The organism is Acinetobacter sp. YH12219, assembly GCF_013417875.1.
In the GTDB taxonomy this organism is placed as follows: domain Bacteria; phylum Pseudomonadota; class Gammaproteobacteria; order Pseudomonadales; family Moraxellaceae; genus Acinetobacter; species Acinetobacter amyesii.
Genome location: NZ_VPDC01000003.1, coordinates 175,012 through 201,561, shown reverse-complemented (window position 1 = coordinate 201,561; position 26,550 = coordinate 175,012). Strand labels below are relative to the sequence as shown.

Here is a 26,550-nt window from a genome sequence, read left to right as displayed (position 1 = left end):
AGCCGCTATAAATAATTATACGATCATCAAACTATTTTTCTTTTGCATTAGTTCAACTATCTCAGCTGATTCAAATCCAATACGCCAATATAATAGTTGCAAAACATCCAACTCATCTTGCGTGATAATTCGATCATTCCATAGACATACTTCTGCAACCCCAAGGATGCTTAAACGCTCACGCAGCAACAATCCTGAAATATCATTCAGGATTTCAGCCAAATCAATTGGCTCATCAGAAATATCACGATAAAACTCTAGTTCTTCTTTCGTTAAGATTCGATTGAGGATTTTTTCACGTACTTCGAGCTGGTTATCACTGTTAATTTGTTGCACATGCAACAAGGCATCAATCAAACGCACAATACTCGGTTTTACATCTTCTAATGATGTAGGTGTATGTGCAGGCAAAAGATTTAACTCATATTTCACTGTTTCAAGTAGCAAGGCATCGAGTAGACCAATTTCACCATCTTCTTGAATAATCTTGGCCAGCTTGGTTAAGAACTGCCGTGAAATTGTCGCAGGCATGGCACCAATATTTTTACATGCTTCATGAAAAATTGAGATATGTACACGACCATCAAGATTCAATAAGGCATCTACAATCGCACGACTCACCTCAGCTTCAGTCGGAATAAACTCTCGATACTGACGAATCATTAAAATCGCCACCATCACTTCACGCGAACCGGTTGCTGTTTGTAAGGCACGTTGGATTAATTCAGGTCGCTGCCAATTTTCACGAATCTCCGGGTTTAACGGTTTAATCGCATCTCGTATCGCAAAACTAATCGGTGATAAGCGCAGTAAAGGCAATGGTTGCGGCGAGTTCCATGGTGTCACAACATCTGGATTGGCTTCTTCCAACGAACGGAATAAATAAAATAGCGGTTGGTTTCGCAGTTTTTTTAAATTTTCAAGTTGCAGATCATGAATAAGCGCCGGATTTAATTCAAAAATACGCTGCTCAATACTCGGATGAATGTTCATCCAGTTTTGCGGACTGAGTGAGTTTGCAAAACACATATGAGAAATCGATTCCGCATATTCACTATGAATCTGCGAACCTGAATGATGCACATAAATCCTTAATAAGGTTTGAATATTGGCATCATTTTGAATCAGACGTTTGGTTTTCTGGTCATTACGATAGGTTCGAGAACCCAAAGAGATATATTTAATAAAGCGTGAAATCAACACACCTAAACTGCCGATCAACCAAATGACCGCGCCAATCGCAACAAAGAGGGTTTCAAACTTATTGTCCCGTGCTTGACCATTTTTATAGAAGCCACGTTTTGCAATTTTACTACCCCACTGGCTAAAGGTCGTCAACCCACTATATAAGATTTTCAAACGGGTATTTTCCGCAGCCTCCCCTGACAAGATCTTGTTAAACTCATGGCTCAGCAAACCATACATTTCCATCTCATCTAGGGTTTGTAAGGCACCCCAAGTTAAAATGATCGATGTATCTCGAGGGCTAAATCCTGCGGTGAGCGCATTTACACCCACTTCATCAGGTAGGACATAAAGTGCGGGAGTATCGATTAAAAAGGTATCAGCCAGCTGCTCAGTCATACGCAGTGCAACACTTTCTTCAGGAATACTTTCAATGAGACTGAGACGTCGCGCGCCTAACTGTTTGGCAAGAGAATAACCACCTAAACGAAAGGTGTAAAAATCATAGAGAACTGAAACCAACATAATCAGCAGCACAGCCGCCACTAAAAATGGGCTAAGCACATGCCAATAGATAGACTGAGTGGAATCATAATAACCCACAATTAAACCGACAATTACATTAATAATTGCGACGGTCAAAAACACTGCCGCCATACACATGGTGACAGGCCAAAACATATTTTTGTTTTTTATAAAATCATAACCCACACGTCTCAATGTAATACCCTTAAGCTACATTGTCTTTTGTTTGCTCATCATAAATGAAAAAAGCGGGAAATTCCCGCTTTTTCAGTGTGTTTTCAGCAGATTATTCTTCGCGAACACCTGTTAAATCCACAGAAGCTGCATCAATGTTAACATCGATATAAGCTGGCTTTTCATTTTTTGCTGAGTCATTACGCTTACGCTCTAATGCTGCCAAATATTCAGCATCAATACCGCCTGCCACATATTTACCATCAAATACCGAGCAATCAAAGTCTTGCAACTCAGGGACTTTCTTGGTGCGTACTGCAGATTTCAGATCTACCAAGTCTTGGAAAATCAAGCGATCAGCACCAATAATTTCACGGATTTCTTCAACGCTACGTTCTGACGCAATCAGTTCAGATTTGGCTGGCATATCAATCCCGTACACGTTTGGATATTTCACCATCGGTGCTGCAGACGCAAAGAAGACTTTTTTCGCACCCGCATCACGCGCCATTTGAATGATTTCGTTACAAGTCGTACCACGTACAATCGAGTCATCGACCAAGAGTACGTTTTTGCCTTGGAACTCTAGCTCTACAGGGTTGAGCTTTTGACGCACAGATTTCTTACGAAGTTGCTGACCCGGCATAATGAAGGTACGACCGATATAACGGTTCTTCATGAAGCCTTCACGGAATTTCACACCTAAGGTATTTGCAAGCTCGAGCGCAGAAGTACGTGAAGTATCAGGAATTGGGATCACGACATCGATATCGTGCTCATCACCCCATTCACGTAGAATTTTCTGAGCAAGTTTTTCGCCCATTTTCAAACGTGCTTTGTAAACTGAAATACCGTCAATGGTTGCATCTGGACGCGCAAAATATACGTATTCAAAGATACAAGGACGATATTCAGGGGCTACTGCACACTGCTTGGTCGACATCACGCCATCAGCAGTAATATAAATTGCTTCACCCGGTGCAATATCACGCTCAACCTTAAAGCCGAGCGCTGTAATTGCGACAGATTCAGACGCAATGATATATTCCATACCATTTTCAGTCTCACGCGAACCGTAGATCAATGGGCGAATACCATTTGGATCACGGAAACCAACAAGGCCCTGACCGGTGATCATAGCAACAACCGCATAACCACCTTTGCAACGTTCATGCACACGTGAAACCACGTGGAATACATCTTCAGCGCTTGGTGTAAGTTTTGCGCGTTTTTGCAATTCGTGAGCAAATACGTTTAATAATACTTCTGAGTCTGAATCGGTGTTCATATGACGTAAGTCAGTCTTGAACAAGTCATCATGAATTTCAGCAGCATTGGTTAAGTTACCGTTATGTGCAAGCGTAATGCCATAAGGTGAGTTTACATAGAATGGCTGAGCTTCAGCACTGCTAGAAGAACCCGCAGTTGGGTAACGAACATGGCCAATACCATAATTACCCTGTAATGCACGCATATGACGTGTGTGGAACACATCACGTACCATACCCGTATCTTTACGCAGGAATAAACGACCATCCTGACAAGTTACGATCCCGGCTGCATCCTGTCCACGATGTTGTAACATCGTTAACGCATCAAACAACATTTGGTTAACAGGTGATTTACCAGCTATACCAACTACTCCACACATAGCAACCTCGCAGACAAGCTAGGGTTAATAAAAAGGATTATTTGTTGACTCACCCGATCCAGAACGTCCGTGCTTGTTCTGCGACTCAGATGGTAGGTCTGAAGATTTCTGAGCATCTTCAGACTGAATATGATGAAGTGCTTGATTTGCAGCATCTTTGGACAATTCGGTTGCCCAAGGCGCATATGGCAATAATGACTGAACCATTTTAGATTGTTTCCAATGTGGTGAACTTTCTACCCAAGGACCTAGCCCCTGCATAGTGATCAGCACCACCAACAATCCTTTTAAGCTTCCAAAAACACCACCTGCTAGTCGATTTAACGGACCGAGCTTTAATGTTTTCAAAATACTGTTCAATAACCATGTCGCGACCCAAGTCATGACTACAATCAACAATACAATAAATGCGAACGCGGCAATCTTCTGTACCACTGGATCTGTACTTAAAGATGTCATCGAAGGTGCAAGGACGGTTGCATACTTTGCCGCAATGACAAGTGCAAGAATCCATCCAATGAAGTTCGCAAAGGCTTTTACAAATCCTTGACGCAAACCGTTAAGCCCTCCAATGAGCAAAATAATCAGTATAAAGATATCAATGGTATTCATGATATTTACAATGCGTCTACGCAGTCTTTTACAAGTGTCGGACCTGTATATATGAGGCCACTATACACTTGTACAAGGCTAGCTCCTGCTTTTTGTTTCGCAACAGCATCCGCGCCCGACAAAATACCACCTACACCGATCAATGGAATTTGACCGTTTAATACTTTAGCAAAAGCCGCCAAACATGCCGTACTTTTTTCAAAGACTGGCGCACCGGATAGACCACCAGCTTCATCACCAAATGGAAGGCCTTCAACACCTTCACGTGACAAAGTCGTATTGGTAACAATCAGACCATCAATTTTAAATTTTAACAATTGTTGGGCAATAAAATTAATGTCTTCTGGTTCTAGATCTGGTGCAACTTTAAGTACTAAGGGTACATAATGTTGATTTTCATCCGCCAACTCGAGTTGACGTTTCTTGAGTGTCTCTAACAGTTCAGTCAAAGCATCACCGCTTTGTAAGCTGCGAAGATTTTTTGTGTTAGGAGATGAAATATTAACCGTAATATAAGAAGCGTAGTTATAAACTTTTTCTAGACAAATCAGATAATCGTCAACTGCTTTTTCAACAGGTGTGACTGCATTTTTACCGATATTGATCCCAAGTACACCCTTAAATTTTGCAGCTTTGACATTTTCGATCAGCTGATCCACGCCATCATTATTAAAGCCCATACGGTTAATAATGGCTTTTGCTTTCGGTAAACGAAATAAACGCGGTTCAGGGTTACCTGATTGTGGAAGTGGTGTAATTGTACCAATTTCAATAAAGCCGAAGCCCTGGCTCGCCAGCGCATCGATATAAGCACCGTTTTTATCAAGACCGGCTGCTAAACCAACTGGATTCGGAAATTCGATTCCCATACATGTCACTGGTTTAGACGCCACGTTTTGACGCATCATTCCCATCTTGTGAGAAGATTTCAACAGCGATAATGTCAGCTCATGTGCACGCTCTGGTGCTAAAGTAAACAACAAAGGGCGGGCTAGAGAATACAACATATCTATAAAAGTCTACTGCTTTTTAAGTCGGCATATTATAGGCACAGCACAAATAAAACACCATGCTTAGCAGATCTTTATTTTTACCGATTATTGTACACTCGCTGTTAATTTGACCTGTCCCGCTTCAGAACTTAATTCCATCTTTTCAATACTTAAGCCCATTTGAACCAATTGAGTCAAAAAATTGGCCAGAATTGCATAATTTTCATGCATCACTGCAATCTGTATTTGCTCACCGACTTGTTGAGATGCCACGGATAAACCCTGTTGTTGCGATACACGCTGAACTTTTTCCAACGCGCTCAGTTGTGTATCACCTGCTGGTTTCATCGTGACGGCATTACTTTGCATCCAAACAACAGTATCTTTGAGTTCATTCACGCGCTTTTGTTGAAAATTTGCAGCTTTGTTCATATAAAACAGTGCCGAACCAATCGCTGCCACTACAACAAAAATCGTGGTAAAGATCACCATGACTCGTTCACGTGTTGACAGTTGGTCTAAATAATCAGTGATGCGCTCAATTTGCCCATCTATACGTTGCTGTAGGTTTTCCATTTTTGTCATTATTGTATTTTCACCAATCCAATCGCGCCGTTGGCACCTGGTTGAATATTCCCTAATTCAACTTTAAAACCTTGTTGTTTTAATTGATTGGTTAGGGTTTGTAGTACTTCTGCCGAATTGGCTTTTAGCTCCATATTTAACATCGAGGCTTCATAACTCACACGATTTGCAGAAATTTGGTTTTGCATTAGAACAGGACCAACACGGCTCAGTAAAGACAAAGCCTGTGCATTGCCCGTTTGACTCTGACGCAATTGTGATTCGAACTGGCTTTTCAGCGTTTGTTCAGTGACAGGATAGCTTTGGCCAAACCAATATTTAAACTGATCAATCGCTTGTGCCGCAGTGATATTGGCCACTTTTTTGTATTGATACCAGCGAACTGCATCATAACTAAACTGAGTAATTAGAGCCGCAACCAAAACAGCTGCACATGCTTTCCAATAGCCACTCACACCCGTATTGGCTTTGGCTTTCGGCAAAACATTGAGTGGATGTTGTTTCGGTTTTTTTATATTGGGTAATTCATAATGAAAAGATTCAATGTGATCATGCGTTACAGCGGCTTCAAGACTATGCGTCTGATCTGAACTTAGATTTGAAATCTTATAGTTCGGCTGACCAATTTGATAATCTAAATACAATGCCAAATCATCAACAGACTGACCGACAAATTCACTATTTCGGACCAATAAATGACCGCTGACATTTGCCAAAACATGTTGCCCAGCTTCTGGGCTTGGCAAGACCAAAAAGTCAGGTAATAACGAAATGACTTTTACAGGAATTAGCGTCAAAGCATGCTGCATCGTTTCAACTGTACTATGCGCAATCCCCATGACCGTTAATTCATCCGGACTTTGAAAATGATGCAATACTTTCATTGCATCTAAAGGCAAAATGACATATTCCTCAAGTAAATATTTTACGCCGTCTGGGCCAAGTTTTTTATATTGGTTTTTTGGAAAATTTTGCTGAATGATTTGTACATCACGACTCGGAAAGAAAACAACCGCTTCCTTTCCCGCATGTGGCTGAATTTCCTGAATCAACTGTTCAAGTGTCGATGACTGCTTCCAGAAATCCCCTTCTGACCATTGCCAAACCCCATTGGCTTCGGGCATCCATAAATACAACATTAATTTTTCTGCCGTTTTAATTGGTTTTTATGTTGATGGTATAAACGTTTTAATTTGAGTTGATAACCCTGGAGCAATGACCGCTTGTTCATAAATGCGCGCTTCTGCCAAAGCATAGGGATTAAAATATTCTGAGACCAAAACACTGGCCATATGTGCCACAACGTTCATATGGCACACCACCACAATAGACTCATACGGTAAATGTGACAACCATTCCACTGCAACTTTGGCATCATCTTCCGGTTTGATGGCATTACAAATAACCACAGGTACATGTGGAAAATGTTTTTGCAAAAATGAAAGTGTTTGCTGCGCACGCAGTAACGGACTCACCACAAAAACGTCTGGTTGAATTAAATCTTTCAAATATGCTGCAGTTTCTTCCGCTTGAGTTTGTCCACGCGCTGTTAAAGGACGCTTTTCATCATTCCCCATTACAGGTGGAGCAGCTTCGCCATGCCTAACCAATGTCAGTTGCATAAAATTTCCTTATTCTATTCCGCACATTATATACAGCCAGTATGACAAAGCTATGTGTATTGCATATTAATCAGCAAACTTAAACTTGCTGATGTGGCAAGACAAATTCAACGTCACTGCGATGTCCATTTTTCATCAATGACAAAGCAATGTTCAGGGCCGGCGCACCTTCAAAAATCACTTCATACAATGCACTGGTAATTGGCATATATACACCCAACTCCTCAGAGCGTGCGCGTACTTGCACAATGGTATTAATCCCTTCCGCAGTTTGTCCCAGTTCTTTGGTGGCTTGTTCTAAGCTTTTACCACTACCGAGTGCAAAGCCGACTTGGTAATTGCGGCTGAGTGGACTACTACAAGTTGCAAATAAGTCACCGACACCAGATAAACCTAGGAATGTTAATGGGTTTGCGCCTAATTTCACTGCAAAGCGGCTCATTTCTGCCAAAGCACGTGTCAAAATCATACTCTTGGTATTTTCACCGACACCATAAGCCGCAGCCAGACCCATCGCGACTGCATAGATATTTTTCAGAGCACCGCCCAATTCCACGCCATGCACATCATCACTTGCAAATACACGGAATAATGCACTGTGCAGCGCTTGTTGAACTGCATAACGAACCAGTTCAGATTGGCTTGCAATCACAGTCCCCGCAGGTTGCCCCGCAACAATTTCCTTCGCCAAGTTTGGCCCTGAAAGCACACCATAAGGGACTTCAGGAAGTTCTTCACGAATAATATCGCTCATAAAGCTAAAGGTATTGGCTTCAATACCTTTGGTTAAAGACACCACTGCTTGTGACGTGATAAAAGGTTTGATCTGCTTTAAAACACTACGGAAAGAATGGCTCGGAATAGCCACTAAAATAATGTCACGATTACATACTGCTTTTTCTAAATCTGAAACAGCAAGCAAACCAGCTTCTAATTGAAAATCTGGCAAGTAACGTTTATTGATATGTGTTGCATTGATATCCGCAGCCACCGCCTCATCACGAATCCATATCATGGTGTCACAGCCATTACGTACTGCGGTATTGGCCATCGCAGTACCAAAACTCCCACCACCCAACACCGTAACACGTAGTGCAGTTTTTTGATCGACTGACACAGGGCTAACAAGACTTGCAAAATCAAGTTCTGACATTGTTCTTTTATCCTAATTTCTTTACTGATCGAACTTCATTAATCGATCTATTTTTCACTTTTATTGGTTTGCTTTATGCCAATGGCTTACAAAGTCAGCAGACTGTATTTCAGCACGAGGTGGAATTGCTTTCACAGCTGTACCGATATAAATAATGCCTGAAATCAAATCGTTTTCCGTTAAGCCTAAGGCTTGTTTAAACAATTTAGATTCAACCACCGCCCCACTACGCCACATGGTTGAAAAGCCCTGTGCTTGTAAAGAGAGCAAAAAGTTTTGTACTGCTGCGCCTGAACTTAAAATTTGTTCGAAATGCGGAACTTTGGGATGATCTTGTAATTGAGTTAAAGCCAAAACCAATAGTGGCGCACGAAATGGATGGTGTTTCACACGTTCCAACTGCGCTTCTTCTGTTTGTCCAGTATCGGCTAAAGCATGTGAAAGCAACTCACCAAATGCTTCACGTTCAGTTTCAGGAATAATCACGAAACGCGTAGGCTTAAGACGATGATGATCTGGCGCCGTTAAAGCGGCTTGAAACGCATTTTCCAATTGCTCAGCATTCGGCGCAGGTTCAATTAAATGACCAATCGACTGACGCTGATGAATATTTTGATGAACTGTATCAACTGCTGATTTTAGAATTGACATCTATACACTGTACTTTAAAACGTTTGCTCAAGATTAGCATATTCTCAATAACTTACTCTAGAATGTTTACATCAGACTCGGTGCTTATTTGTTAAGTCAGCTTTATTCACAGATTTACTATAAAAAAACCGCATAACTTGTACAGCAGTTCCCTGTTCTATAAGAAATTTTATGTTCAAATAAATCAAATTGTTTCTAACTCGGGGCACCGTATGAAAAAATTCAATAAAACTGTTGCCATTGTTAGCACGCTAAGCGCAACTGTGCTTTTAGCTGCATGTACATCTACGCCAACAAAATCTTTAGCGATTCAAAAACCAAATAATCAATATGAAGTGACTGCCGTAGGTAAAACCAGTTTAGCGGCAAAAAATAATGCAATTGCAGCTGCAAATAGTACCTGTGGTAAAAATGCGACCCCTGTCGTGGTGGATGAAAAGCAAGAATACAACGGAGTTTTAAAAGGCGTGGTCGATGAAAAGACAGGTCAAATGATTCAGGCGGCGGCTGGCGTACTTGGCACCATTACTGGAAATAGCGGTAGCATCAGCAAAGATGATGATTACCAAACCGTACTAACCTTTAGTTGCCGTGCAAACTAAAACGCTAGTCTGTGATTTTGTTTTGTCATTAACTCAAAATGAAATAGTCGACATGAAATAAAAAAGCCTGCAAATCTGCAGGCTTTTTAGAAGCAAAATTAGCAATAACCGTCTAAACGGGTTAAAGGTAATTTTTGACCAATGGCTTTTTCAATTTCAGGCAGTGAAAAAGCATCATCTTCAGACAAGAAACTAATACTCACACCACGAGTACCTGCACGACCTGTACGACCGATACGGTGTACATAATCATCAGACTGTTCAGGAAGTGTGAAGTTCACGACATGAGAAACACCATCGACATGGATACCACGACCCGCAACGTCTGTTGCAATCATGATGTTATGTTGACCATTTTTGAACTGATCAAGCATTTTCAAACGCTTATCTTGAGCGATTTCACCTGACAACATCACCACTTTATAACCGTCTTTTTTGAGATGATCATAAAGTTTACGCACTTGATCACGACGGTTGGCAAAGATCATGACCTTTTCAATTGGTTCATCACGTAAGATGTCTTCCAATAATTTATATTTATCAGACTTCGCCACCATGTAGACACGTTGCTCTACATCTGCATTGGTTTTTTTCTCAGGTTCAATTTCAACAGTTACTGGTTCAAACAACCATTGCTGTGCCAAATTTAAAACATCATAACTAAATGTTGCAGAGAACATCAAAGTTTGTCGTTGTTCTTTACGTGGTGAAAAGCGCACGATACGTTTTACAGATGGGATAAAGCCCATATCTAATAAACGGTCAGCTTCATCAATCACTAAAAATTCAATTTGATCGAGCCAAACTTCTTTTTGTTCCACAAAGTCAATTAAGCGACCTGGGGTTGCAACCATAATGTCGACAAAATTACGATTTAATAGATTTTTTTGCTTATCAAAATCTACCCCACCGAGCAAAGTCATGACATTGAGATCAGTGTATTTCACTAATTCTTTAGCATCACTTTCAATTTGCAATGCAAGCTCACGGGTTGGTGCAAGAATCAATGCACGCGGTTCACCACGATAACGCTGTTCCTTAATTGGATTATTCAACAAGTCATTGATCACACTGACCAAGAAAGCCGCAGTCTTCCCAGTACCAGTTTGAGCACGACCAATAGCGTCATGTCCAGCCAATGTAAATTTTAAAACCTTTTGCTGAATAGGCGTCATATCCTTAAAACCCAAAGCATCAATGGCTTTTTTAAGGTTCGGATGTAAATTTAAGGTTTCAAAACCTGATGACATATAGATGTGCCCTAATTGAATAATCACAAAATTGCTGAAGCATTATAAACAAAAAACGCCCCAATTTACATTGGAGCGTTTTTGAGTACATTCAGACGATTAGTCTAAAGGTTGTACTTCTTCAGCTTGGAAGCCTTTTTGACCTTTAACAACGCTGAATTCTACGCGTTGGCCGTCACGAAGTGAACGGTGGCCTTCGCCCATAATTGCGCGGAAATGAACGAATACGTCGTCGCCGCCGTTACGTTGAATAAAGCCAAAGCCTTTAGTGTCGTTGAACCATTTAACAACGCCTTGTTCACGAGCTGTCATAAGTTAATCCTTATCGTATTTAAAAAAGAAGGACCACCCGGTGTTGCAAACAGCAGACCAAACAAGGTTAAAAAAAATATTTTTATTTCTAAGCTTGTAATCATTCTGTAAAACTATCAACAAAATCCCGGTTACATCCAAATATATCAAGAGTTAAGAGGCTTCACAGCCAACAAAAATCTTAACAACGCAACGAGCTTAACACGGGTTTACCGCAATTAATAGATTTTTTTGATCTATTTTCCTTTTGAATATTCTTATTTTTTCACATCGTTTGAGTTATAAATCACAAAGGATTTTTACCTATTTTAGGTTGGGATTTGGCACTGTATTTGCTAATATTTCCATTGAAATGTAAACATGTTGGATCTGCTTCGTGAGTGACAGCCAAAATTCGCTTTTAACTGTAGATGCAATGGGTAAACCCTGCCCGATGCCACTATTGATGCTCAAAAAAGCTTTAAAGAAAAGTCCAGACCAATCTTTATTGTTAAAGTCATCCGATCCGCACAGCCAACAAGATGTATCACGATACTGTCAAATACATCAGTTAAACTGTGAAATGCGCAAAATTTCAGATTCTGAGTTTCATTACTTAATTGAATCTTAAAAAGATTCAGTTAAACTAAATTGCTTCATAATTGAATAAAAGTTTACATTTCTATACCCAATTTTCCATAATTTACGGAAATATTGGATTAAGATGAATCTTAGTTATTGGGCTTACCCATTTTTAGTTCTCAAGGAGAAAACATGAGTGACAGCAGCAATCAATTGATGCCCCTGTCATTATCGGCACCTGGGGTGAATCTTGGTGCTTATATTAGTACTGTTAATCAGATTCCAATTTTATCGGCCGAACAAGAAAAAGAGCTGGCCGAGCGTTATTATTATGACCAAGATTTAGACGCAGCTAAAATGCTAGTAATGTCGCATCTTCGTTTTGTTGTGCATATCGCACGTAGCTATGCAGGCTACGGCTTGCCACAAGGTGACCTGATTCAAGAAGGTAACTTGGGCTTAATGAAAGCGGTAAAACGTTTTGACCCAAACATGGGCGTACGTCTCGTATCTTTTGCTGTGCATTGGATTAAAGCAGAAATTCATGAATATGTGATTCGTAACTGGCGTATTGTCAAAATTGCGACCACTAAAGCGCAGCGTAAATTATTCTTTAATCTACGTAGCTTAAAAAAGTCATCTAAAAAATTAACTTTGGCTGAAGCACAGTCGATTGCCAATGACTTAAATGTAACACCTGAACAAGTCTTGGAAATGGAAGGCCGTTTAACCGCTTATGATGCTGCCTTTGAAGCTCAAGGTGATGACGACGATGAAGGTTCGACCCATGTCGCTCCTGCCCTTTATCTCGAAGATAACCGTTACGACCCTGCGCGTTTAGCGGAAGATGAAGATTACGAAGAACAAAGCACTTCAGCTTTACATGAAGCCATGGATCAGTTGGATGACCGTTCACGTAACATCTTACAACGTCGCTGGTTAGATGACGAAAAGTCGACGCTGCATGAATTGGCGGCGGAATATAATGTATCTGCTGAACGTATTCGTCAGTTGGAAAAAAATGCGATGGAAAAAATTAAAGTCGCAATGTCCTCAAACTAAGTTGAAGGCTTTTCCAGTCATTCTTAAAAAGAGCATTTCGATGCTCTTTTTTTTATGTCTAAATAGTATTGAATGACAAGCTACAACACAAAAACTTTGGGCATTTTTGCTTTAACCCTGCGTGCTAAATATGCTATGGTTATGCGCAAATTTTGTTAAGGTGAATGCACATGTGGATTGCTATTTCCGCACTTAACTTAGCTTTTGCTGTAATGCTTGGTGCCTTTGGTGCACACGGATTAAAAGCTCGCGCGACTGAAGCCCAATTGGCTTGGTGGCAAACTGCAACGGACTATTTCTTTTATCATGCACTGGGCTTACTTGCCCTCGCGATCTTATCCAAAGTCATTCCCCAACTTCCAATAAAAGCCAGTTTCCTACTTATACAAATTGGTATTTTCTTCTTCTGTGGTTCTTTATATGTGATGGCTCTAGGTTTACCACGCAGTCTCGGTGCCATTACTCCAATTGGTGGAGCGTTAATGATTGCTGGATGGCTTATATTGGCCTGGAATGCATTTAAATACGCAAAATAATTAACAACAGATATTGGCCTTACTCAATAGGTAAGGCAGCAAGAACGGAATCCACAAATGCAAATCTATTTAAACGGCGAAGCTACACAAACCGAATGTGTCAACCTCTTGCAATTGGTTCAACAATTACAACTGGAAGGCAAACGCTTCGCTGTTGAAAAAAATGAAATGATCATCTCGAAAAGTAAATTGGAACAAACCCCAATTGCAGAGCAAGATCATATTGAAATTATTCATGCCGTAGGTGGCGGCTAAAATGGAGCTCCCATGGAAGATACACCCCTAATCATTGGTTCACGTACATTTAATTCACGACTTTTAGTTGGTACAGGTAAGTACAAGGACTTAACGGAAACTGACCAGGCCATTCAAGCCAGTGGTGCTGAAATTGTGACCGTTGCCATTCGCCGTGTGAATATTGGTCAGCATCCAGACCAGCCGAACTTGCTTTCAGTGGTTCCACCTGAGAAATATACGATTTTGCCAAATACAGCAGGTTGTTTCGATGCGAACAGTGCGGTCCGTACTTGCATGTTGGCGCGTGAACTATTAGATGGTCACAATCTGGTTAAACTTGAGGTTTTAGGGGATGAGAAAACCCTATATCCAAATATTACTGAGACTTTAAAAGCTGCACGCACGTTGATTGACGATGGCTTTGAAATCATGGTTTATACCTCAGACGACCCAATTGTGGCACAAGAACTCGAAAGCATGGGCTGTGTAGCGATTATGCCTTTAGGTAGCCTTATTGGCTCAGGTTTAGGTATTCTCAACCCACACACCATTTCGATCATTAAAGACAATGCCAAAGTACCTGTTTTGGTCGATGCTGGTGTGGGTACTGCAAGTGATGCAGCGATAGCGATGGAATTGGGCTGTGATGGCGTATTAATGAATACAGCAATTGCAGCTGCACAAAACCCTGTTCTGATGGCTTCAGCGATGAAAAAAGCAGTTGAAGCAGGTCGTGAAGCTTTCCTAGCAGGACGTATGCCTCGTAAACGCATGGCAAATGCCAGTTCACCTGAAACTGGATACTTCTTTAAATAAGAACTCATTCACGGTATAAAAGAGGACTCTATTGAGTCCTTTTTTTGATTTTGCAAACCTGATAATAATGAAAATATCCCATATATTTTGTACTTTGAGTCTTTGTGCCGCATCTAGTTGGCTGTCAGCCCAAGTGCCCTGCACAACCAAATCACTTGCACCGCAAGGTTGGAACATTTTGATGGCTACGACTGGCGACCTAAACAAAGATCAAAAGCCAGATATTGCGATGATCGTGGAAAAACAAAAAGTCGATGTGGCGACCTATGATGACGATGGCAAAGTCGTTCACAACCATCCACGAAAACTCATCGTGTTTTTTAAAACCGCAAAGGGATATCAACGTATCGTTGAAAACAACAGCATCCCTGTCGCTCAGCAGCCCAATTCATGCTTACTTGACCCACTTGCTGAAGCAGAAGACATCCAAATCAGTAAAGGCAATTTACTCGTTCATTTTAGTTATTTTATGGCTTGTGGTGGCTGGGAATGGCCCCGACATAGTTATACCTTCCGTTGGCAAAATCAACGCTTTGATCTGATTGGTTTTGATTACAATAGCTTTCACCGCGCTTCTGGTGAAGAAACATCGAAAAGCTATAATTTTTCGACCTTAAAACGTAAAGAAATTGTAGGCGGCAATATGTTTGAAGATGCCAAAACTCAAATCAAATGGTCAACCTTCAAAACACCACAGCAACTGACGCTTAAAAATATTAACTTTGATGATTTCTATACACAGTTCGAGTACTAAGTTGAACCCGAGCAATAAAAAACCGCCAATTTCGGCGGTTTTTTTTAATTCAATTTGAATACACAACTTAAGGAATTAATCCTTCATCACGCATCGCAATTTGAACTGATTGACGCTCTGCAACTTTGTTACGCAATGCAATGATATTTTTATATGGCGTTAAATCATGTCCGATGCCATTTGACCAATTTGTCAGTACAAAGAGATAGGCATCTGCAGGGCCAAAGTTATCATCAACTAAATAGTCGTTATCCGATTCACCAATCGCTTTATCGATGTATGTCAATAAACGATCAATTTCTGCATAAGCTTTTTCTTTAGCGTCTGCATCTAGTGGAGCACCAAAGAATACGGCATAAGCATCATGTAATTCTGAGTTCAAATAGCCAAGCCATTCTAAAACTTTGGCACGACCTAAACCTGATGGCGGAATTAAATCTTGTTTTGGATCATGCTGTGCAAGAAACGGTAAAATGGCCACGTTCTCGGTCAGGATCAAACCTGGGTTAATTTCTAATGCAGGTACATAACCTTTTGGGTTGATCTCGTAATAATCCACCCCTTTTTCTGTTTTATGGTTTTTTAGGTCAACACGGACCAAATCAAAATCGACATTAATTTCATTTAAAATTATATGTGATGCTAATGAACATGCACCTGGAGAATAATAAAGCTTCATATCTGATCCTTGTTATGTACTATTCAATGTTTTAAATCTCTTCTGTCAAACTTTCAAGTGATCAAACCTGTAAATTGCAAAAAAGCGTAAATGCTGAAACACATATACTCATTGACTATTGTCCATAATCAAGAAGATTTCAAGTCAATCTGTTATGCATTTTTATACTCAGTTGTTTTAACATAGCCGCGTTTAAGATTTGATGAAAAGTTACCGTGTTACAACTTAAAAAAGAACAATGGTTTTCCAATATTCGTACCGATGTGCTCGCTGGCTTAGTAGTTGGACTGGCGCTAATTCCAGAATCGATCGCCTTTTCAGCTATTGCTGGGGTTGACCCTCAGGTTGGTTTGTACGCTTCGTTTTGTATCGCCGTGACCATTGCCTTATTTGGTGGTCGTACAGCAATGATTTCAGCTGCTACGGGTGCGATGGCCTTACTTATGATCACATTGGTCAAAGATCATGGTTTGCAATACCTTTTGGCTGCCACGGTTTTAACTGGTGTCATACAAATCATTGCTGGTTATTTTAAAGTGGCAAAACTTATGCGCTTCGTCTCGCAGTCAGTAGTGTATGGTTTTTTAAATGCACTCGCGATTTTGATTTTTGTCGCACAGCTACCTGAAATGTCAAAGATGGATAGTTTGGGCTATATCTTTATGCTTTTAGGGCTTGCGATTATTTATCTGTTTCCTCACCTACCGGAAATTGGCAAGGCCATTCCATCACCACTGATTTGCATTATTGTCCTCAGTGGTTTGGCATTATTTTTAGGTGCAGACCTGCGTACTGTGAGTGATTTGGGTAAGTTCCCAGAGACTTTACCTATTTTCTTGATTCCTGACATTCCTTTTAATCTTGAAACCCTCACGATTATTTTCCCCTATTCCATCACCCTTGCAACAGTTGGCCTATTAGAAACCATGATGACCACGACAGTGATCAATGAAGTCACTGGAACTGAAGGAGATCGTCATCAGGAATGTCGTGGTCAAGGGATTGCCAATATTGTCAGTGGCTTTATGGGCGGCATGGCTGGATGTGCCATGATTGGGCAGTCGATTATTAATGTTAATTCTGGCGCGCGAACTCGCCTTTCCACTTTGGTTGCAGGTATATTTTTGTTGTGTTTGGTGGTGTTCTTAAAAGACTGGTTGGCCTATGTCCCAATGGCTGCCTTAGTCGCAATTATGGTCATGGTGTCATTCACTACGTTCCAATGGAATTCAGTCAAGCAATTTTCAAAGCATCCAATGTCTTTTAATGTCGTGATGATTACTGTGGTGATCGTGGTGCTTGCAACACATAATTTGGCGCTTGGCGTATTGGTTGGTGTGCTCCTCTCTGCGTTGTTTATTATTAATCAACTGGAAAGCTCGGTAAAAGTTACATCAGAACTTAAAAACAACATCCGTAGTTACACGGTCTATGGGCAAATTTTCTTTAGTAGCTCTGAGAGTTTTTATCAATTTTTTGATTTTCAGGAGACGGTTAGTCAAGTGCGAATTGATCTGAGCCATGCCCATATTTGGGATATTACTTCCGTTAATATTTTGAAGAATGTCGTACAAAAATTTGAGTCAAAACAGATTCAAGTAGAGGTTTTTGGCTTAAATGAAGCAAGTAGCACTTTACTTGACCGTGTCAGTGACTAATGGGTTTTTGAAATATTCACTTTGAATCAAATCAATTTTCAATAAAGTGTGACCTATTGAAACCCTATGCAGGATGTATATAGCAAAGGGTTTCAATAATCAAAGTCTCATTTGTAATGACATTACATCAAATACCAAGCCTATAAAAAAGAGAAAAATTCACCATTCATTCGATTTAACTGTATAATTCATCTCATAAAATTATAACTATCAATAATAAAACAAAGATTTGATGTGACTTTCTATTTATTTTTTTAAATTGTGGATACACAAAATTGGGGGAATTTTGATGGTATGGTTTTGGTCACAACACTGCATTCAAGCAAATCGGCTGCTGGTCTTAGCGAGTCTATTTTGCCTGCTATGTTGTATCGCTATACCCAGTTTTGCCAATGCCACCCCACAGATCTCAAGCAGTCATTGTCCTGTTGAAATTACCCATATTGCCACAGCTAAAAGCGCTGTCGAGCAAGAGCGCCCACGTACAGGTTGGCAAAATCTGCAAAAGCTTCCAGACACTTGGAATAAACGTTGGCCGGATTATCATGGTATCGCTTGGTACAAAATCCAATTTAAGTTGAACTGTGACCTCCATCAGTTAAATCAACCCATTGCTATCGCTATACAAGGCATCACCCAAAGTGGTCGGGTTTATATCAACGATGCCCTACTTTGGCAAGATTACATTTCAGCAGAACATTTTTCACGAAGCCAACATCAACCAAGAATTTTGAACTTGCCTAGCTCGAGTTTAAAGCAAGGTGTTAATACCATTTGGGTGCAAGTGTATGGTTCAGTGACCCAAAAATCAGGACTCAGTTCAGTTCGAATTGGGGAATACCAGCAAGTCTATGACACCTTTAAAATTTGGTTACTCGAACAACGACAATTAGTCGAACTCAATACGATGATTAATTTCGTCGTGGCTGTGTTCTTTTTTTTAGCATGGCTCGCCAATCGTAATGAAAGAGCTTACTTATGGTTAACCATCACAGGCATGGCTTGGGTATTTTATAGCCTGTGTATTATTTTTAATGGACCAATTTCATTTCTAACCACCGTACAGGTCGACCGCCTACAAAATATCATTTTCTGTTTTTATACGGTTTTTGGCTGTATTGGTGCGTGGTATTTTGCAAACCATCCTTTCCCGAAAATTCAAAAGCTGTTATTAAGCCTTGCCACTATCGCAGCACTCTGTATCGGTTTTGCACCAGAGGCTTATTTAAAGACCGTCATCCAAATTTGTTTTAGCTTCTTTGTTTTGGTCTTTGTGGCCAAATGTATTAGCTACCCCTACTTGGCGTATAAAGCCAAAATGGCTGAAACCTATTTGCTTGCAACGCTGTATCTGATTTATTTGCCGATTGCGGTACATGATGCGCACTTTATGATGACCATGGAAGGCCATGCGCTCTCACCATATACTGGCCCACTAACCACCCTCGTTTTGGGCGGCGTACTGGCTTTGCGTTTAGCTCGACACACCCGTCAAATTGAGCGTTTTAATAAGACCTTAACTGAAAATGTACAACGAGCTGAACTGAAACTCGCTACCTCACTTGGTCAACAACATCAACTCGCGCTTGAAAATGCACGACTTCAAGAACGAATTCATTTATCTCATGACTTACATGATGGTTTAGGCGGATCAATTGTCCGTTCAATTTTACTGTTAGAACAAAATGACAAAATTGAAAAACCACAAATCATGTCGATGCTTAAACTGTTCCGTAATGATTTAAGACAAGTCATCGATTCGGGTTCAAGTATAGGGACGAAAGTTCCAGACACCCCGATCGAATGGGCGGCGCCGATTCGCCATCGCTTTGTACAGCTCTTTGAAGAATTAGACATGAGCTCAAGCTGGAAATTTGCTACCGAATGGATTCACTCACCCTCTGCGACCCAATGTCTCAATTTGACTCGTGTCGCAGAAGAAACCCTGACCAATATTCTAAAGCATAGTCAGGCAAGCAAAGTTCAGGTCAGTTTGTGCGAAACAGAGACTCAACTGATATTACGTATTGAAGATAACGGTATCGGCTTCAACCCTGACGAAGTTGAGCAAGGCCTACATGTCGGCCTACATAGTATGCAAACACGAATCCATCGTATCGGTGGTGAATTTAAAATACAGTCACAGCCGGGTTGTACCGTTATTGAGGCCATTTTGCCATTTAAACCTGATGGTGCTGACAGTGAAGATCTTGATGAAAAAACAGCCTAGATTAATGTTAATTCATGACTTTTGAGCTAAGTAATTCACTGTACATGGCAAATGCTCAGCACGGCTTCCGTCGGTGAGATTGAGCAAAAAGCGGATATATTCACGGTAAAAAATTTGACTTGTGCAACTCAGGACTTAAAATACCGCATTCGAATTTTTTACATTTGCCAAAGTTATGTCGAACGATCAATTAGACCAGCACGCTGTAGATCTGGATAACCTAAACGAACACCGTGAAATCGTGACGTTTATGCGCCGCTCTGCGCCACTTAATACTTCGCAACGTACTGCGCTGGAACAATATGGTCATCTAATTTTGGAATATCCTGTTGGGGATTTGCGTCAGCATTTTGAACACCCTGAACGTCCATTAACTGTTGAGATCGGTTTTGGTATGGGTCGCTCTTTGGTACTGATGGCAAAAGCAAACCCAGAACGTAACTTTGTCGGCATTGAAGTACATGTTCCGGGTATCGCTCAATGTGTGTATGAAGCAGGTCTTGCAGGTTTAACTAACCTTCGAGTATTAGATGCTGATGCCATCCAAGTGCTACGTGAAATGCCAGATAATAGTATTAACACTGTGCAATTATACTTCCCAGATCCATGGCAGAAAAAACGTCATTTCAAACGTCGTTTTGTATCTCATGACCGTATGCCATTGGTTGAAGAAAAATTAGAAATCGGCGGTACATTCCACTCAGCGACTGACTGGGAACCGTATGCTGAATGGATGATCGAAGTACTTGAAGAACGTCCACGTCTTGAAAACCTTGCAGGTAAAGGCAATAGCTACCCTCGTCCAGACTGGCGTCCGCAAACTAAGTTTGAACGTCGCGGAATTGAAGCAGGCCATAAAATTAATGACTTCATCTTCAAAAAAGTATATTAATTTTTGAATAAAGCAAAAAACCACCGTTAGCGGTGGTTTTTTATTGCTGTTTTTGATCTAAGATTTATCTGTATTGTATCAAATCACATAAAATGAATAACCACTAAGCTACTTGCGCTTGGAGCTGACTTTGTCGAATCATATCCACGGCTTTTTCAGCAATCATCACTGTCGGTGCATTGGTATTGCCATTCACCACAGAAGGCATGATAGATGCATCGACGACACGAAGGTTTTGAATCCCGTAGACTTTCAATTCAGGGTCAACCACAGACATCTCATCCACACCCATCTTACAACTACCGACAGGGTGATAAACCGTATCCACACGCTGACGTAAGATTGCACGTATATCATCATCTGTTTTGACCAGTGAGGTAAATAAATCTTGCTGATAATGACTCGATAAAGACGGCGACATCATTAATTGCTGCGTCAACTTAAAGCCTTGTACCAAATCTTCTAAATCCTGTTCATCCCCTAAAAAGTTTGGATCAATCAATAATGGATCATTGACACTAGAACCACTTAGTTTAATCGTGCCGCGACTTCTTGGATTGAGCAGACACACATGACACGACAAACCATGACTTGCATGAAATTTCCGTGCATGGTCATCTACTAACGCCACGACAAAGTGTAATTGCAAATTTGGAATGGCTAAATCGGGTGAAGACTTTAGAAAACCACCACATTCTGCAAAATTTGAAGCAATCATACCCCGTCGTTCCTTACGATAGCGACTGAACTGCTTGAACATATCAATTGAGCCAGGTAAGGACACGCCAAATGTGCCTTGGTATTCAATGATCGATGGATTTAATACACTCAAAACTTGGTCTTTATTCTTTTAATCCATAGACGTTTTAAAAGCACTGTAAGCCGCATAGCTAAAGATTTGACTGAAACAATAAATTTGATCAAAGCCTATTTCCGTCAGTAAGCTTTGATAGTGCTGCTGGCTAATCAGTTCAAAATCATCTTCTAAACGCTGCATCATTTTTGTCGCTTGCGCAGCAGATAAACCTTGCATTTGGCAAAATTCAGGCAGGACACGCTGCTCAAAATTCGAATGAGTTTGCATCAAGTCAAAACTTAAAAAAATGCCCTGCGGTTTAAGCAGCTCAAATGCTTTTGCTAAAAAATTCGTTTTCTCTGACAACGCAATGAAATGCGTCACCAAGATACTCAGCACCGCATCAAAACAACTTACTTCCTCAAAAGCAGTATGACTGCCCAAAACAAAATTGACGCGATGCAACTGTCCAGCGGCTTCAACGCGTTGCCGTGTTTGATTCAGCATATTTTCAGACAATTCTGTAACGGTAAATGACCATGTTGGATTCAAGGCCATGAGATAGCCCAATTCATAGCCCGTCCCACATCCAATGATCAGTACATGGGCATCTTCAGCGACATGGCAATTCAACACCGCCTGAATCTGTTGATGGACAAGTTCATAGCCGGGAATTAATTTTCGTATATGTGCATCATAACTTTCGACCACTTGCGGACTATTAAAATCTTTTGCCATGTAACATCCTGTTTGACATGTATGTCTAAGCTAATAAATATTCATTGTTCTATATGGATTATTTATTTCTGATGAAGTTCAAAAATCTGCTGACTCAACATTTCATAGACCGCTTTCAGGTCGACTTGATCAGCTTGCTCAAGCATATTGGCATGCATCTGCATGATATTTTGATCTCCACGCATTGCAGGGCCTGTTTGCATGTTCCGTGGTTCAGCCTGAGTGGCTTTCTTCGCTGTCTCTAAAATCAATGGATAAAGCAAGCTAAAATCGACGTATTTTGCATCGACAACCTGCTTTGCCATGTCATAACAATAATTACTAAAATTACATGCGAACACCGCAGCAAGATGCAGACTTAAACGTTGTGCCGAATCATATTGATAAACCCTTTGACTCATGCTGTTTGCTAAATCTGTTAGTGTCCTCAAATCTGTAGAATCCGCGGCTTCTACAAAGATCGGTGTAGACGTCCAGTCCACATCTCGATCTAAACTAAAGGTTTGTAAAGGATAAAACACCCCTGCTCGCAAATGTTGCTGGGTCAGTACCGTGATATTGGTGCTACCTGAAGTATGCACGATCAAAACCTGTGGCAGATAGGCTGTAACTTGCTGAATAACGGTTGCAATCGACTGGTCGCTCACCGCAATGATCAAAAGATCAATCTCAGCATTCAACTTATTTGGGGTATGAATGGCTTCTGCACCTACACTTGCTGCAAGTTTTTCTGCCTTTTCGAGATTTCGTGCATATACTTGCACAATGTGATGTTGTGGATGAAGTACTTTGAGCAAATGATGTGCAACACGACCTGCACCCACAATACTGATTCGCATATAGTTTTAACTCATTTTCGATGGCTACAGCATGTCAGGAAAATATCGGACGTGCAAATCGAGTTGTATCGATAGAATGATTTATTTTCAATTCTTCACATTAGTTTCGCTCAGATAAGCACAAAAAAAGGGATGCGTTTCATCCCTTTTGCTAGACGTCAATCTAAGTCTAATGCATATCATATCGCTTTCAATCTAGACAATATTCGATATGCACTTTAGCTTTTACGATTTACCAATGATTTGATTCAGAGTCTGTAGGTATTGTTCTGCGTCACGGCGCGCATTGAATTTCTTTTCAAATACACCTGTGTTTTGCACACTGTTCGGTGTGTATTCTACCGAAACAACAAAGGTATCAAGCAAATCTCTATTAATCCGAATTGCAATAATATGATGTGAGTTTAAATAAAAACCATCATCAACCTTAACTAACATGACTCGCCTCAAAAATCTTGCATAATGAAATAGATAAAAATATCTAAACATTCATAAACTTGGATGCCTTACCGCATACAGTTATAAATAGGATAAACCGAAATCATTGTAACGCCATTATGTGATTTGTATTGCAATTATTATGCAATTTAAATGAATAATTAGAGAAAATCATTCAGTTCCAGTCATCTAAACATGATTGATTTTCAATCCTAGCTAAAGATTGGATAAAAAGACTGGATATAAAAAAGCCTGCTGCCATAGCCATGGCAATAGGCTCATTTCAGTACGACTGATTTAACTCAAATCAATCGTACAATGTGGTTGAACGATTAAACACTCAACATACTGTTTAATGTTTCTGACACATTCTTCGATTTCACAACAGGTTTAAGTGCTTCAAGTTTTGCTTTGACTTCACTACGCTGCGGTTCTGCCAAAGTGTACCAACGGGACAAAATTTGCAGTAACCGTGAACCGACAATTGGATTCTTCTCATCGAGGAATTTTGCCAATTCAACAATGTGCTGCACACCAAAGCTCCATGTATTAACAGGATTGCTATTTAAACCGCCTGTAACCGCACGAATACGGTTCGGTACTTTCAAGTCATAGTCAGGATGAGCAGTAAGTGCTTTGATGGTTTCCGCAGTTGCTTTCGGATGAGCCGCTTGCAACATAAACCATTGGTCCATCGACAAAGCTTCATTTTTAAAGCGTGTATAGAAGGTTTCTAAAGCTTGCTGTGCTTGTGGTGCATCATTCCAAACCAATACTTTTAAAGCACCAAGGCGTTCAGACATATTGCCTGTTGAGCTGAATTGTTCATAAGCCAATTCAAATACAGAAGCATCGCCTTGACGTGCCATCATACTCAACATGATGTTTTTCAATGCACGAACACCCATGGCTTGTGAAAATTCTTGCTGCGCATCTGGGTCTAAAGTTGCATAAGTCTCTTTAAAGAAAGCACCTAACTCACGTGCCACACGACTTAAAAGTGCTTCACGCTGTTCTTGCACTTGGGCAGGACTGTAGTCGGCATCAATACGGCTACCTAAATAACCCTCTGTCGGTACATCGAATAAACGTGAAGCAAGTAGTGGATCACGCTCAACCAATGCTGGTAATGTATTTTGAATAGCTTGAACATAGATGTCGGCATCATGGCCATTTAACAAAATACGTTCTAACAAGGTTTGGCTGGCTTGCCATTGGTTAAAACCATTCGGCTCGTACTGCATCAGGAAAGCAAGCTCTTTATCTGAATAGTTAAATTCAAGATTAACGGGTGCAGAGAAATTACGCAGTAAAGACACAACAGGCTGGGTTTTTACACCGCTAAATGTAATCATTGCAGTATCGGTATCAAATAAATACACGCCATCTTTGATGCCATTTTCAACCAATGCATCTGAGCTGAGAACTAACTGTTCACCACTCGTCGCATCAAACAATGCCAAAGCCACAGGAATAGGCACAGCTTTTAAATTTGGATATTTCGGATGAGCTTTTAAGCTTTGTTTCAAGCTTAAAGTATAGATTTGATTTGCAGCATCGTACTCACCTTTTGCTTCAAGTTTTGGTGTGCCGGGTTGGTTATACCAAATTAAGAAACTCGATAAATCTACACCTGAACCCGCTGTTAGTGCTGCTACCCAATCTTCAACAGTCACAGCTTGACCATCGTGGCGTTTGAAATATTCGTCAGTACCTGCACGGAATTTTTCTTTGCCTAGCAATGTCGCCATCATGCGGTTAATTTCCGCACCTTTCTCATACACAGTTGCGGTATAAAAGTTATTAATTTCAACAAAATGATCTGGACGCGGTGGATGTGAAAGCGGGCCTGAATCTTCTGGGAACTGATGTGCTTTTAACACAGCAACATCATCAATTCGTTGTACCGCAGCAGATTGTAAATCTTCTGAGAACGACTGATCACGGAATACCGTCAAACCTTCTTTTAAGCATAGTTGGAACCAATCACGACAGGTAATACGGTTACCCGTCCAGTTATGGAAGTATTCATGTGCAATCACCGATTGAACGCGCATGATCGCTGCATCAGTGGTGTATTCTTCATCAGCAAGCACACAAGAGGTGTTGAAAATATTCAAGCCTTTGTTTTCCATTGCACCCATGTTAAATGCACTGGTTGCCACGATCATATAATTGTCTAAATCATAAGGACGACCATAATGCTCTTCGTCCCAACGCATCGAGTGCTTTAAAGCTTCCATCGCAATATGACATTTTGGAATGTCTTTTTCTTCTGCATAGATTTCTAAAGCAACATTACGACCTTCAGACGTTACGTAAGAATCTTTGAGTACCGCCAAATCACCAATCACACAAGCAAAAAGATACGATGGTTTTTTGGTTGGATCTTGCCAAACGGTATAATGACGACCTTCACCGGTTTCACCCGCTTCAATCAAATTACCATTGGCAAGTAATACAGGGAATTTTTTATCCGCTTCGACACGTGTGGTAAATACCGATAGCACATCAGGACGGTCAGGATAATAGGTAATTTTACGGAAGCCTTCAGGCTCGTTTTGGGTAACGAATAAATCGCCTGCCGCTTGGTACAAGCCTTCGAGTTGAGTATTGCTTTCAGGATGAATCACGACTTCGGTTTCAATGACAGCTTGGTCAGGTGCATTTGAAATTACCAGTTGTTCTGCATCTACAATATAGGCATCTGCTGGCAAAACTTGACCATTTAAGCGAATTGACTTGAGTTCCAAATCACGACCCAATAACACCAAATCCCCAGCAGTTTGACGCTGCATCACTAATTTTGCATTTACATTGGTATGCTTATCAAAGACTTGAATATCAAGATCGATACTATCTACGACAAATGATGGTTTTTGATAATCTTTTAAATAAACAGTTTGGTCTGCTTCGACCACTGGATTTGCCGCAATGTTCATATCTCGTCCTATTCCTTAGTTATTGCTTTATCAGCTTTTTGAACACATTGTGAATGAC

General features: G+C 40.6%; 26 protein-coding genes and 1 pseudogene. 10 read left to right on the top strand and 17 right to left on the bottom strand.

The window, feature by feature from the left end:
* Nucleotides 1–15 precede the first annotated feature (15 nt).
* The 9 genes from FTV04_RS03235 to FTV04_RS03195 all read right to left on the bottom strand — a co-directional run bounded on the left by FTV04_RS03235 (nt 16) and on the right by FTV04_RS03195 (nt 9,150).
* Entirely contained in the window at nt 16–1,905 is a 1,890-nt protein-coding gene (locus FTV04_RS03235; RefSeq protein ID WP_180088599.1) for a M48 family metalloprotease, read from the bottom strand.
* Between the two features lie 91 nt (nt 1,906–1,996).
* Nucleotides 1,997–3,535 (bottom strand): amidophosphoribosyltransferase, encoded by a 1,539-nt coding sequence (purF, locus tag FTV04_RS03230; protein WP_180088597.1) that lies wholly within the window; start codon nt 3,533–3,535, stop codon nt 1,997–1,999.
* A gap of 24 nt (nt 3,536–3,559) precedes the next feature.
* Nucleotides 3,560–4,147 carry a CvpA family protein gene (locus FTV04_RS03225; RefSeq protein WP_078188866.1) on the bottom strand — a complete coding sequence of 196 codons (588 nt, stop codon included), beginning with the start codon at nt 4,145–4,147 and terminating at the stop codon, nt 3,560–3,562.
* Between the two features lie 5 nt (nt 4,148–4,152).
* Nucleotides 4,153–5,154, bottom strand: coding sequence for a quinone-dependent dihydroorotate dehydrogenase (locus FTV04_RS03220; protein ID WP_078188867.1), 1,002 nt, complete (start codon nt 5,152–5,154; stop codon nt 4,153–4,155).
* Between the two features lie 90 nt (nt 5,155–5,244).
* Entirely contained in the window at nt 5,245–5,724 is a 480-nt protein-coding gene (gene gspM / locus FTV04_RS03215) for a type II secretion system protein GspM (protein WP_078188869.1), read from the bottom strand.
* Entirely contained in the window at nt 5,724–6,863 is a 1,140-nt protein-coding gene (gene gspL, locus FTV04_RS03210; protein ID WP_180088595.1) for a type II secretion system protein GspL, read from the bottom strand. The genes gspM and gspL overlap by 1 nt, the downstream gene beginning before the upstream one ends.
* 27 nt (nt 6,864–6,890) lie before the next feature.
* Entirely contained in the window at nt 6,891–7,346 is a 456-nt protein-coding gene (locus FTV04_RS03205) for a histidine phosphatase family protein (protein WP_180059042.1), read from the bottom strand.
* A 79-nt stretch (nt 7,347–7,425) separates the two neighbouring features.
* A complete protein-coding gene (locus FTV04_RS03200) occupies nt 7,426–8,499 on the bottom strand; it encodes an NAD(P)H-dependent glycerol-3-phosphate dehydrogenase (RefSeq protein WP_180003016.1) in 1,074 nt (357 codons plus the stop codon).
* A 60-nt stretch (nt 8,500–8,559) separates the two neighbouring features.
* On the bottom strand, nt 8,560–9,150 hold the full coding sequence (locus FTV04_RS03195) for a nitroreductase family protein (protein ID WP_171525909.1): 591 nt from the start codon (nt 9,148–9,150) through the stop codon (nt 8,560–8,562).
* Nucleotides 9,151–9,362: 212 nt separating this feature from the next.
* Here FTV04_RS03195 and FTV04_RS03190 point away from each other — a divergent pair, with 212 nt between their 5' ends.
* Nucleotides 9,363–9,752: a hypothetical protein gene (locus FTV04_RS03190; RefSeq protein WP_078188876.1), complete on the top strand. Its 390-nt coding sequence runs from the start codon at nt 9,363–9,365 to the stop codon at nt 9,750–9,752.
* A gap of 98 nt (nt 9,753–9,850) precedes the next feature.
* Here FTV04_RS03190 and rhlB read toward each other — a convergent pair whose 3' ends face one another.
* Nucleotides 9,851–11,002 carry an ATP-dependent RNA helicase RhlB gene (gene rhlB, locus FTV04_RS03185; RefSeq protein WP_180003018.1) on the bottom strand — a complete coding sequence of 384 codons (1,152 nt, stop codon included), beginning with the start codon at nt 11,000–11,002 and terminating at the stop codon, nt 9,851–9,853.
* Nucleotides 11,003–11,101: 99 nt separating this feature from the next.
* Complete coding sequence (locus FTV04_RS03180) at nt 11,102–11,314, bottom strand: cold-shock protein (RefSeq protein WP_005014923.1); 213 nt, start codon at nt 11,312–11,314, stop codon at nt 11,102–11,104.
* Nucleotides 11,315–11,729: 415 nt separating this feature from the next.
* Here FTV04_RS03180 and FTV04_RS03175 point away from each other — a divergent pair, with 415 nt between their 5' ends.
* The 6 genes from FTV04_RS03175 to FTV04_RS03150 all read left to right on the top strand — a co-directional run bounded on the left by FTV04_RS03175 (nt 11,730) and on the right by FTV04_RS03150 (nt 15,280).
* The gene (locus tag FTV04_RS03175) at nt 11,730–11,924 is read left to right on the top strand and encodes a sulfurtransferase TusA family protein (protein ID WP_078189214.1); all 195 of its coding nucleotides are present in this window, start codon (nt 11,730–11,732) and stop codon (nt 11,922–11,924) included.
* 143 nt (nt 11,925–12,067) lie between these two features.
* Entirely contained in the window at nt 12,068–12,937 is an 870-nt protein-coding gene (rpoH, locus tag FTV04_RS03170; RefSeq protein WP_078188879.1) for an RNA polymerase sigma factor RpoH, read from the top strand.
* A gap of 170 nt (nt 12,938–13,107) precedes the next feature.
* Nucleotides 13,108–13,473, top strand: a complete 366-nt coding sequence (locus FTV04_RS03165; RefSeq protein WP_111885687.1) for a DUF423 domain-containing protein — start codon at nt 13,108–13,110, stop codon at nt 13,471–13,473.
* A 57-nt stretch (nt 13,474–13,530) separates the two neighbouring features.
* A complete protein-coding gene (gene thiS / locus FTV04_RS03160) occupies nt 13,531–13,728 on the top strand; it encodes a sulfur carrier protein ThiS (protein WP_111885686.1) in 198 nt (65 codons plus the stop codon).
* Between the two features lie 12 nt (nt 13,729–13,740).
* Entirely contained in the window at nt 13,741–14,526 is a 786-nt protein-coding gene (locus FTV04_RS03155; RefSeq protein ID WP_111885685.1) for a thiazole synthase, read from the top strand.
* A 181-nt stretch (nt 14,527–14,707) separates the two neighbouring features.
* A complete protein-coding gene (locus tag FTV04_RS03150; protein WP_180088593.1) occupies nt 14,708–15,280 on the top strand; it encodes a hypothetical protein in 573 nt (190 codons plus the stop codon).
* A gap of 67 nt (nt 15,281–15,347) precedes the next feature.
* Here the strand turns inward: FTV04_RS03150 and FTV04_RS03145 are convergent, their stop codons facing one another.
* Nucleotides 15,348–15,959 carry a glutathione binding-like protein gene (locus FTV04_RS03145; protein ID WP_078188886.1) on the bottom strand — a complete coding sequence of 204 codons (612 nt, stop codon included), beginning with the start codon at nt 15,957–15,959 and terminating at the stop codon, nt 15,348–15,350.
* 215 nt (nt 15,960–16,174) lie between these two features.
* Here FTV04_RS03145 and FTV04_RS03140 point away from each other — a divergent pair, with 215 nt between their 5' ends.
* The 3 genes from FTV04_RS03140 to trmB all read left to right on the top strand — a co-directional run bounded on the left by FTV04_RS03140 (nt 16,175) and on the right by trmB (nt 20,739).
* A complete protein-coding gene (locus FTV04_RS03140; protein ID WP_180088591.1) occupies nt 16,175–17,617 on the top strand; it encodes a SulP family inorganic anion transporter in 1,443 nt (480 codons plus the stop codon).
* A gap of 289 nt (nt 17,618–17,906) precedes the next feature.
* Complete coding sequence (locus tag FTV04_RS03135; RefSeq protein WP_257220954.1) at nt 17,907–19,847, top strand: sensor histidine kinase; 1,941 nt, start codon at nt 17,907–17,909, stop codon at nt 19,845–19,847.
* A 175-nt stretch (nt 19,848–20,022) separates the two neighbouring features.
* The gene (trmB, locus tag FTV04_RS03130; RefSeq protein ID WP_180023891.1) at nt 20,023–20,739 is read left to right on the top strand and encodes a tRNA (guanosine(46)-N7)-methyltransferase TrmB; all 717 of its coding nucleotides are present in this window, start codon (nt 20,023–20,025) and stop codon (nt 20,737–20,739) included.
* A gap of 103 nt (nt 20,740–20,842) precedes the next feature.
* On the opposite strand, the pseudogene FTV04_RS03125 reads toward trmB, so the two are convergent.
* The 5 genes and pseudogenes from FTV04_RS03125 to pepN all read right to left on the bottom strand — a co-directional run.
* A pseudogene (locus FTV04_RS03125) lies at nt 20,843–21,550 on the bottom strand (GMC family oxidoreductase); the annotation flags it as partial.
* A 39-nt stretch (nt 21,551–21,589) separates the two neighbouring features.
* The gene (locus tag FTV04_RS03120; RefSeq protein WP_180007317.1) at nt 21,590–22,273 is read right to left on the bottom strand and encodes a class I SAM-dependent methyltransferase; all 684 of its coding nucleotides are present in this window, start codon (nt 22,271–22,273) and stop codon (nt 21,590–21,592) included.
* Nucleotides 22,274–22,335: 62 nt separating this feature from the next.
* The gene (locus tag FTV04_RS03115) at nt 22,336–23,112 is read right to left on the bottom strand and encodes a Rossmann-like and DUF2520 domain-containing protein (protein WP_180049378.1); all 777 of its coding nucleotides are present in this window, start codon (nt 23,110–23,112) and stop codon (nt 22,336–22,338) included.
* A gap of 225 nt (nt 23,113–23,337) precedes the next feature.
* A complete protein-coding gene (locus tag FTV04_RS03110) occupies nt 23,338–23,550 on the bottom strand; it encodes a hypothetical protein (protein WP_180003031.1) in 213 nt (70 codons plus the stop codon).
* 332 nt (nt 23,551–23,882) lie between these two features.
* Nucleotides 23,883–26,492: an aminopeptidase N gene (gene pepN / locus FTV04_RS03105; protein WP_180088587.1), complete on the bottom strand. Its 2,610-nt coding sequence runs from the start codon at nt 26,490–26,492 to the stop codon at nt 23,883–23,885.
* Between the last annotated feature and the right edge of the window lie 58 nt (nt 26,493–26,550).

Coding starts and splice junctions, on each gene's coding strand:
- purF (WP_180088597.1), bottom strand. CDS start 3,535: ATGTGTGGAGTAGTTGGTATAGCTGGTAAATCACCTGTTAACCAAATG.
- FTV04_RS03225 (WP_078188866.1), bottom strand. CDS start 4,147: ATGAATACCATTGATATCTTTATACTGATTATTTTGCTCATTGGAGGG.
- FTV04_RS03220 (WP_078188867.1), bottom strand. CDS start 5,154: ATGTTGTATTCTCTAGCCCGCCCTTTGTTGTTTACTTTAGCACCAGAG.
- gspM (WP_078188869.1), bottom strand. CDS start 5,724: ATGACAAAAATGGAAAACCTACAGCAACGTATAGATGGGCAAATTGAG.
- gspL (WP_180088595.1), bottom strand. CDS start 6,863: ATGTTGTATTTATGGATGCCCGAAGCCAATGGGGTTTGGCAATGGTCA.
- FTV04_RS03205 (WP_180059042.1), bottom strand. CDS start 7,346: ATGCAACTGACATTGGTTAGGCATGGCGAAGCTGCTCCACCTGTAATG.
- FTV04_RS03200 (WP_180003016.1), bottom strand. CDS start 8,499: ATGTCAGAACTTGATTTTGCAAGTCTTGTTAGCCCTGTGTCAGTCGAT.
- FTV04_RS03195 (WP_171525909.1), bottom strand. CDS start 9,150: ATGTCAATTCTAAAATCAGCAGTTGATACAGTTCATCAAAATATTCAT.
- FTV04_RS03190 (WP_078188876.1), top strand. CDS start 9,363: ATGAAAAAATTCAATAAAACTGTTGCCATTGTTAGCACGCTAAGCGCA.
- rhlB (WP_180003018.1), bottom strand. CDS start 11,002: ATGTCATCAGGTTTTGAAACCTTAAATTTACATCCGAACCTTAAAAAA.
- FTV04_RS03180 (WP_005014923.1), bottom strand. CDS start 11,314: ATGACAGCTCGTGAACAAGGCGTTGTTAAATGGTTCAACGACACTAAA.
- FTV04_RS03175 (WP_078189214.1), top strand. CDS start 11,730: ATGGGTAAACCCTGCCCGATGCCACTATTGATGCTCAAAAAAGCTTTA.
- rpoH (WP_078188879.1), top strand. CDS start 12,068: ATGAGTGACAGCAGCAATCAATTGATGCCCCTGTCATTATCGGCACCT.
- FTV04_RS03165 (WP_111885687.1), top strand. CDS start 13,108: ATGTGGATTGCTATTTCCGCACTTAACTTAGCTTTTGCTGTAATGCTT.
- thiS (WP_111885686.1), top strand. CDS start 13,531: ATGCAAATCTATTTAAACGGCGAAGCTACACAAACCGAATGTGTCAAC.
- FTV04_RS03155 (WP_111885685.1), top strand. CDS start 13,741: ATGGAAGATACACCCCTAATCATTGGTTCACGTACATTTAATTCACGA.
- FTV04_RS03150 (WP_180088593.1), top strand. CDS start 14,708: ATGGCTACGACTGGCGACCTAAACAAAGATCAAAAGCCAGATATTGCG.
- FTV04_RS03145 (WP_078188886.1), bottom strand. CDS start 15,959: ATGAAGCTTTATTATTCTCCAGGTGCATGTTCATTAGCATCACATATA.
- FTV04_RS03135 (WP_257220954.1), top strand. CDS start 17,907: ATGGTATGGTTTTGGTCACAACACTGCATTCAAGCAAATCGGCTGCTG.
- trmB (WP_180023891.1), top strand. CDS start 20,023: ATGTCGAACGATCAATTAGACCAGCACGCTGTAGATCTGGATAACCTA.
- FTV04_RS03120 (WP_180007317.1), bottom strand. CDS start 22,273: ATGGCAAAAGATTTTAATAGTCCGCAAGTGGTCGAAAGTTATGATGCA.
- FTV04_RS03115 (WP_180049378.1), bottom strand. CDS start 23,112: ATGCGAATCAGTATTGTGGGTGCAGGTCGTGTTGCACATCATTTGCTC.
- FTV04_RS03110 (WP_180003031.1), bottom strand. CDS start 23,550: ATGTTAGTTAAGGTTGATGATGGTTTTTATTTAAACTCACATCATATT.
- pepN (WP_180088587.1), bottom strand. CDS start 26,492: ATGAACATTGCGGCAAATCCAGTGGTCGAAGCAGACCAAACTGTTTAT.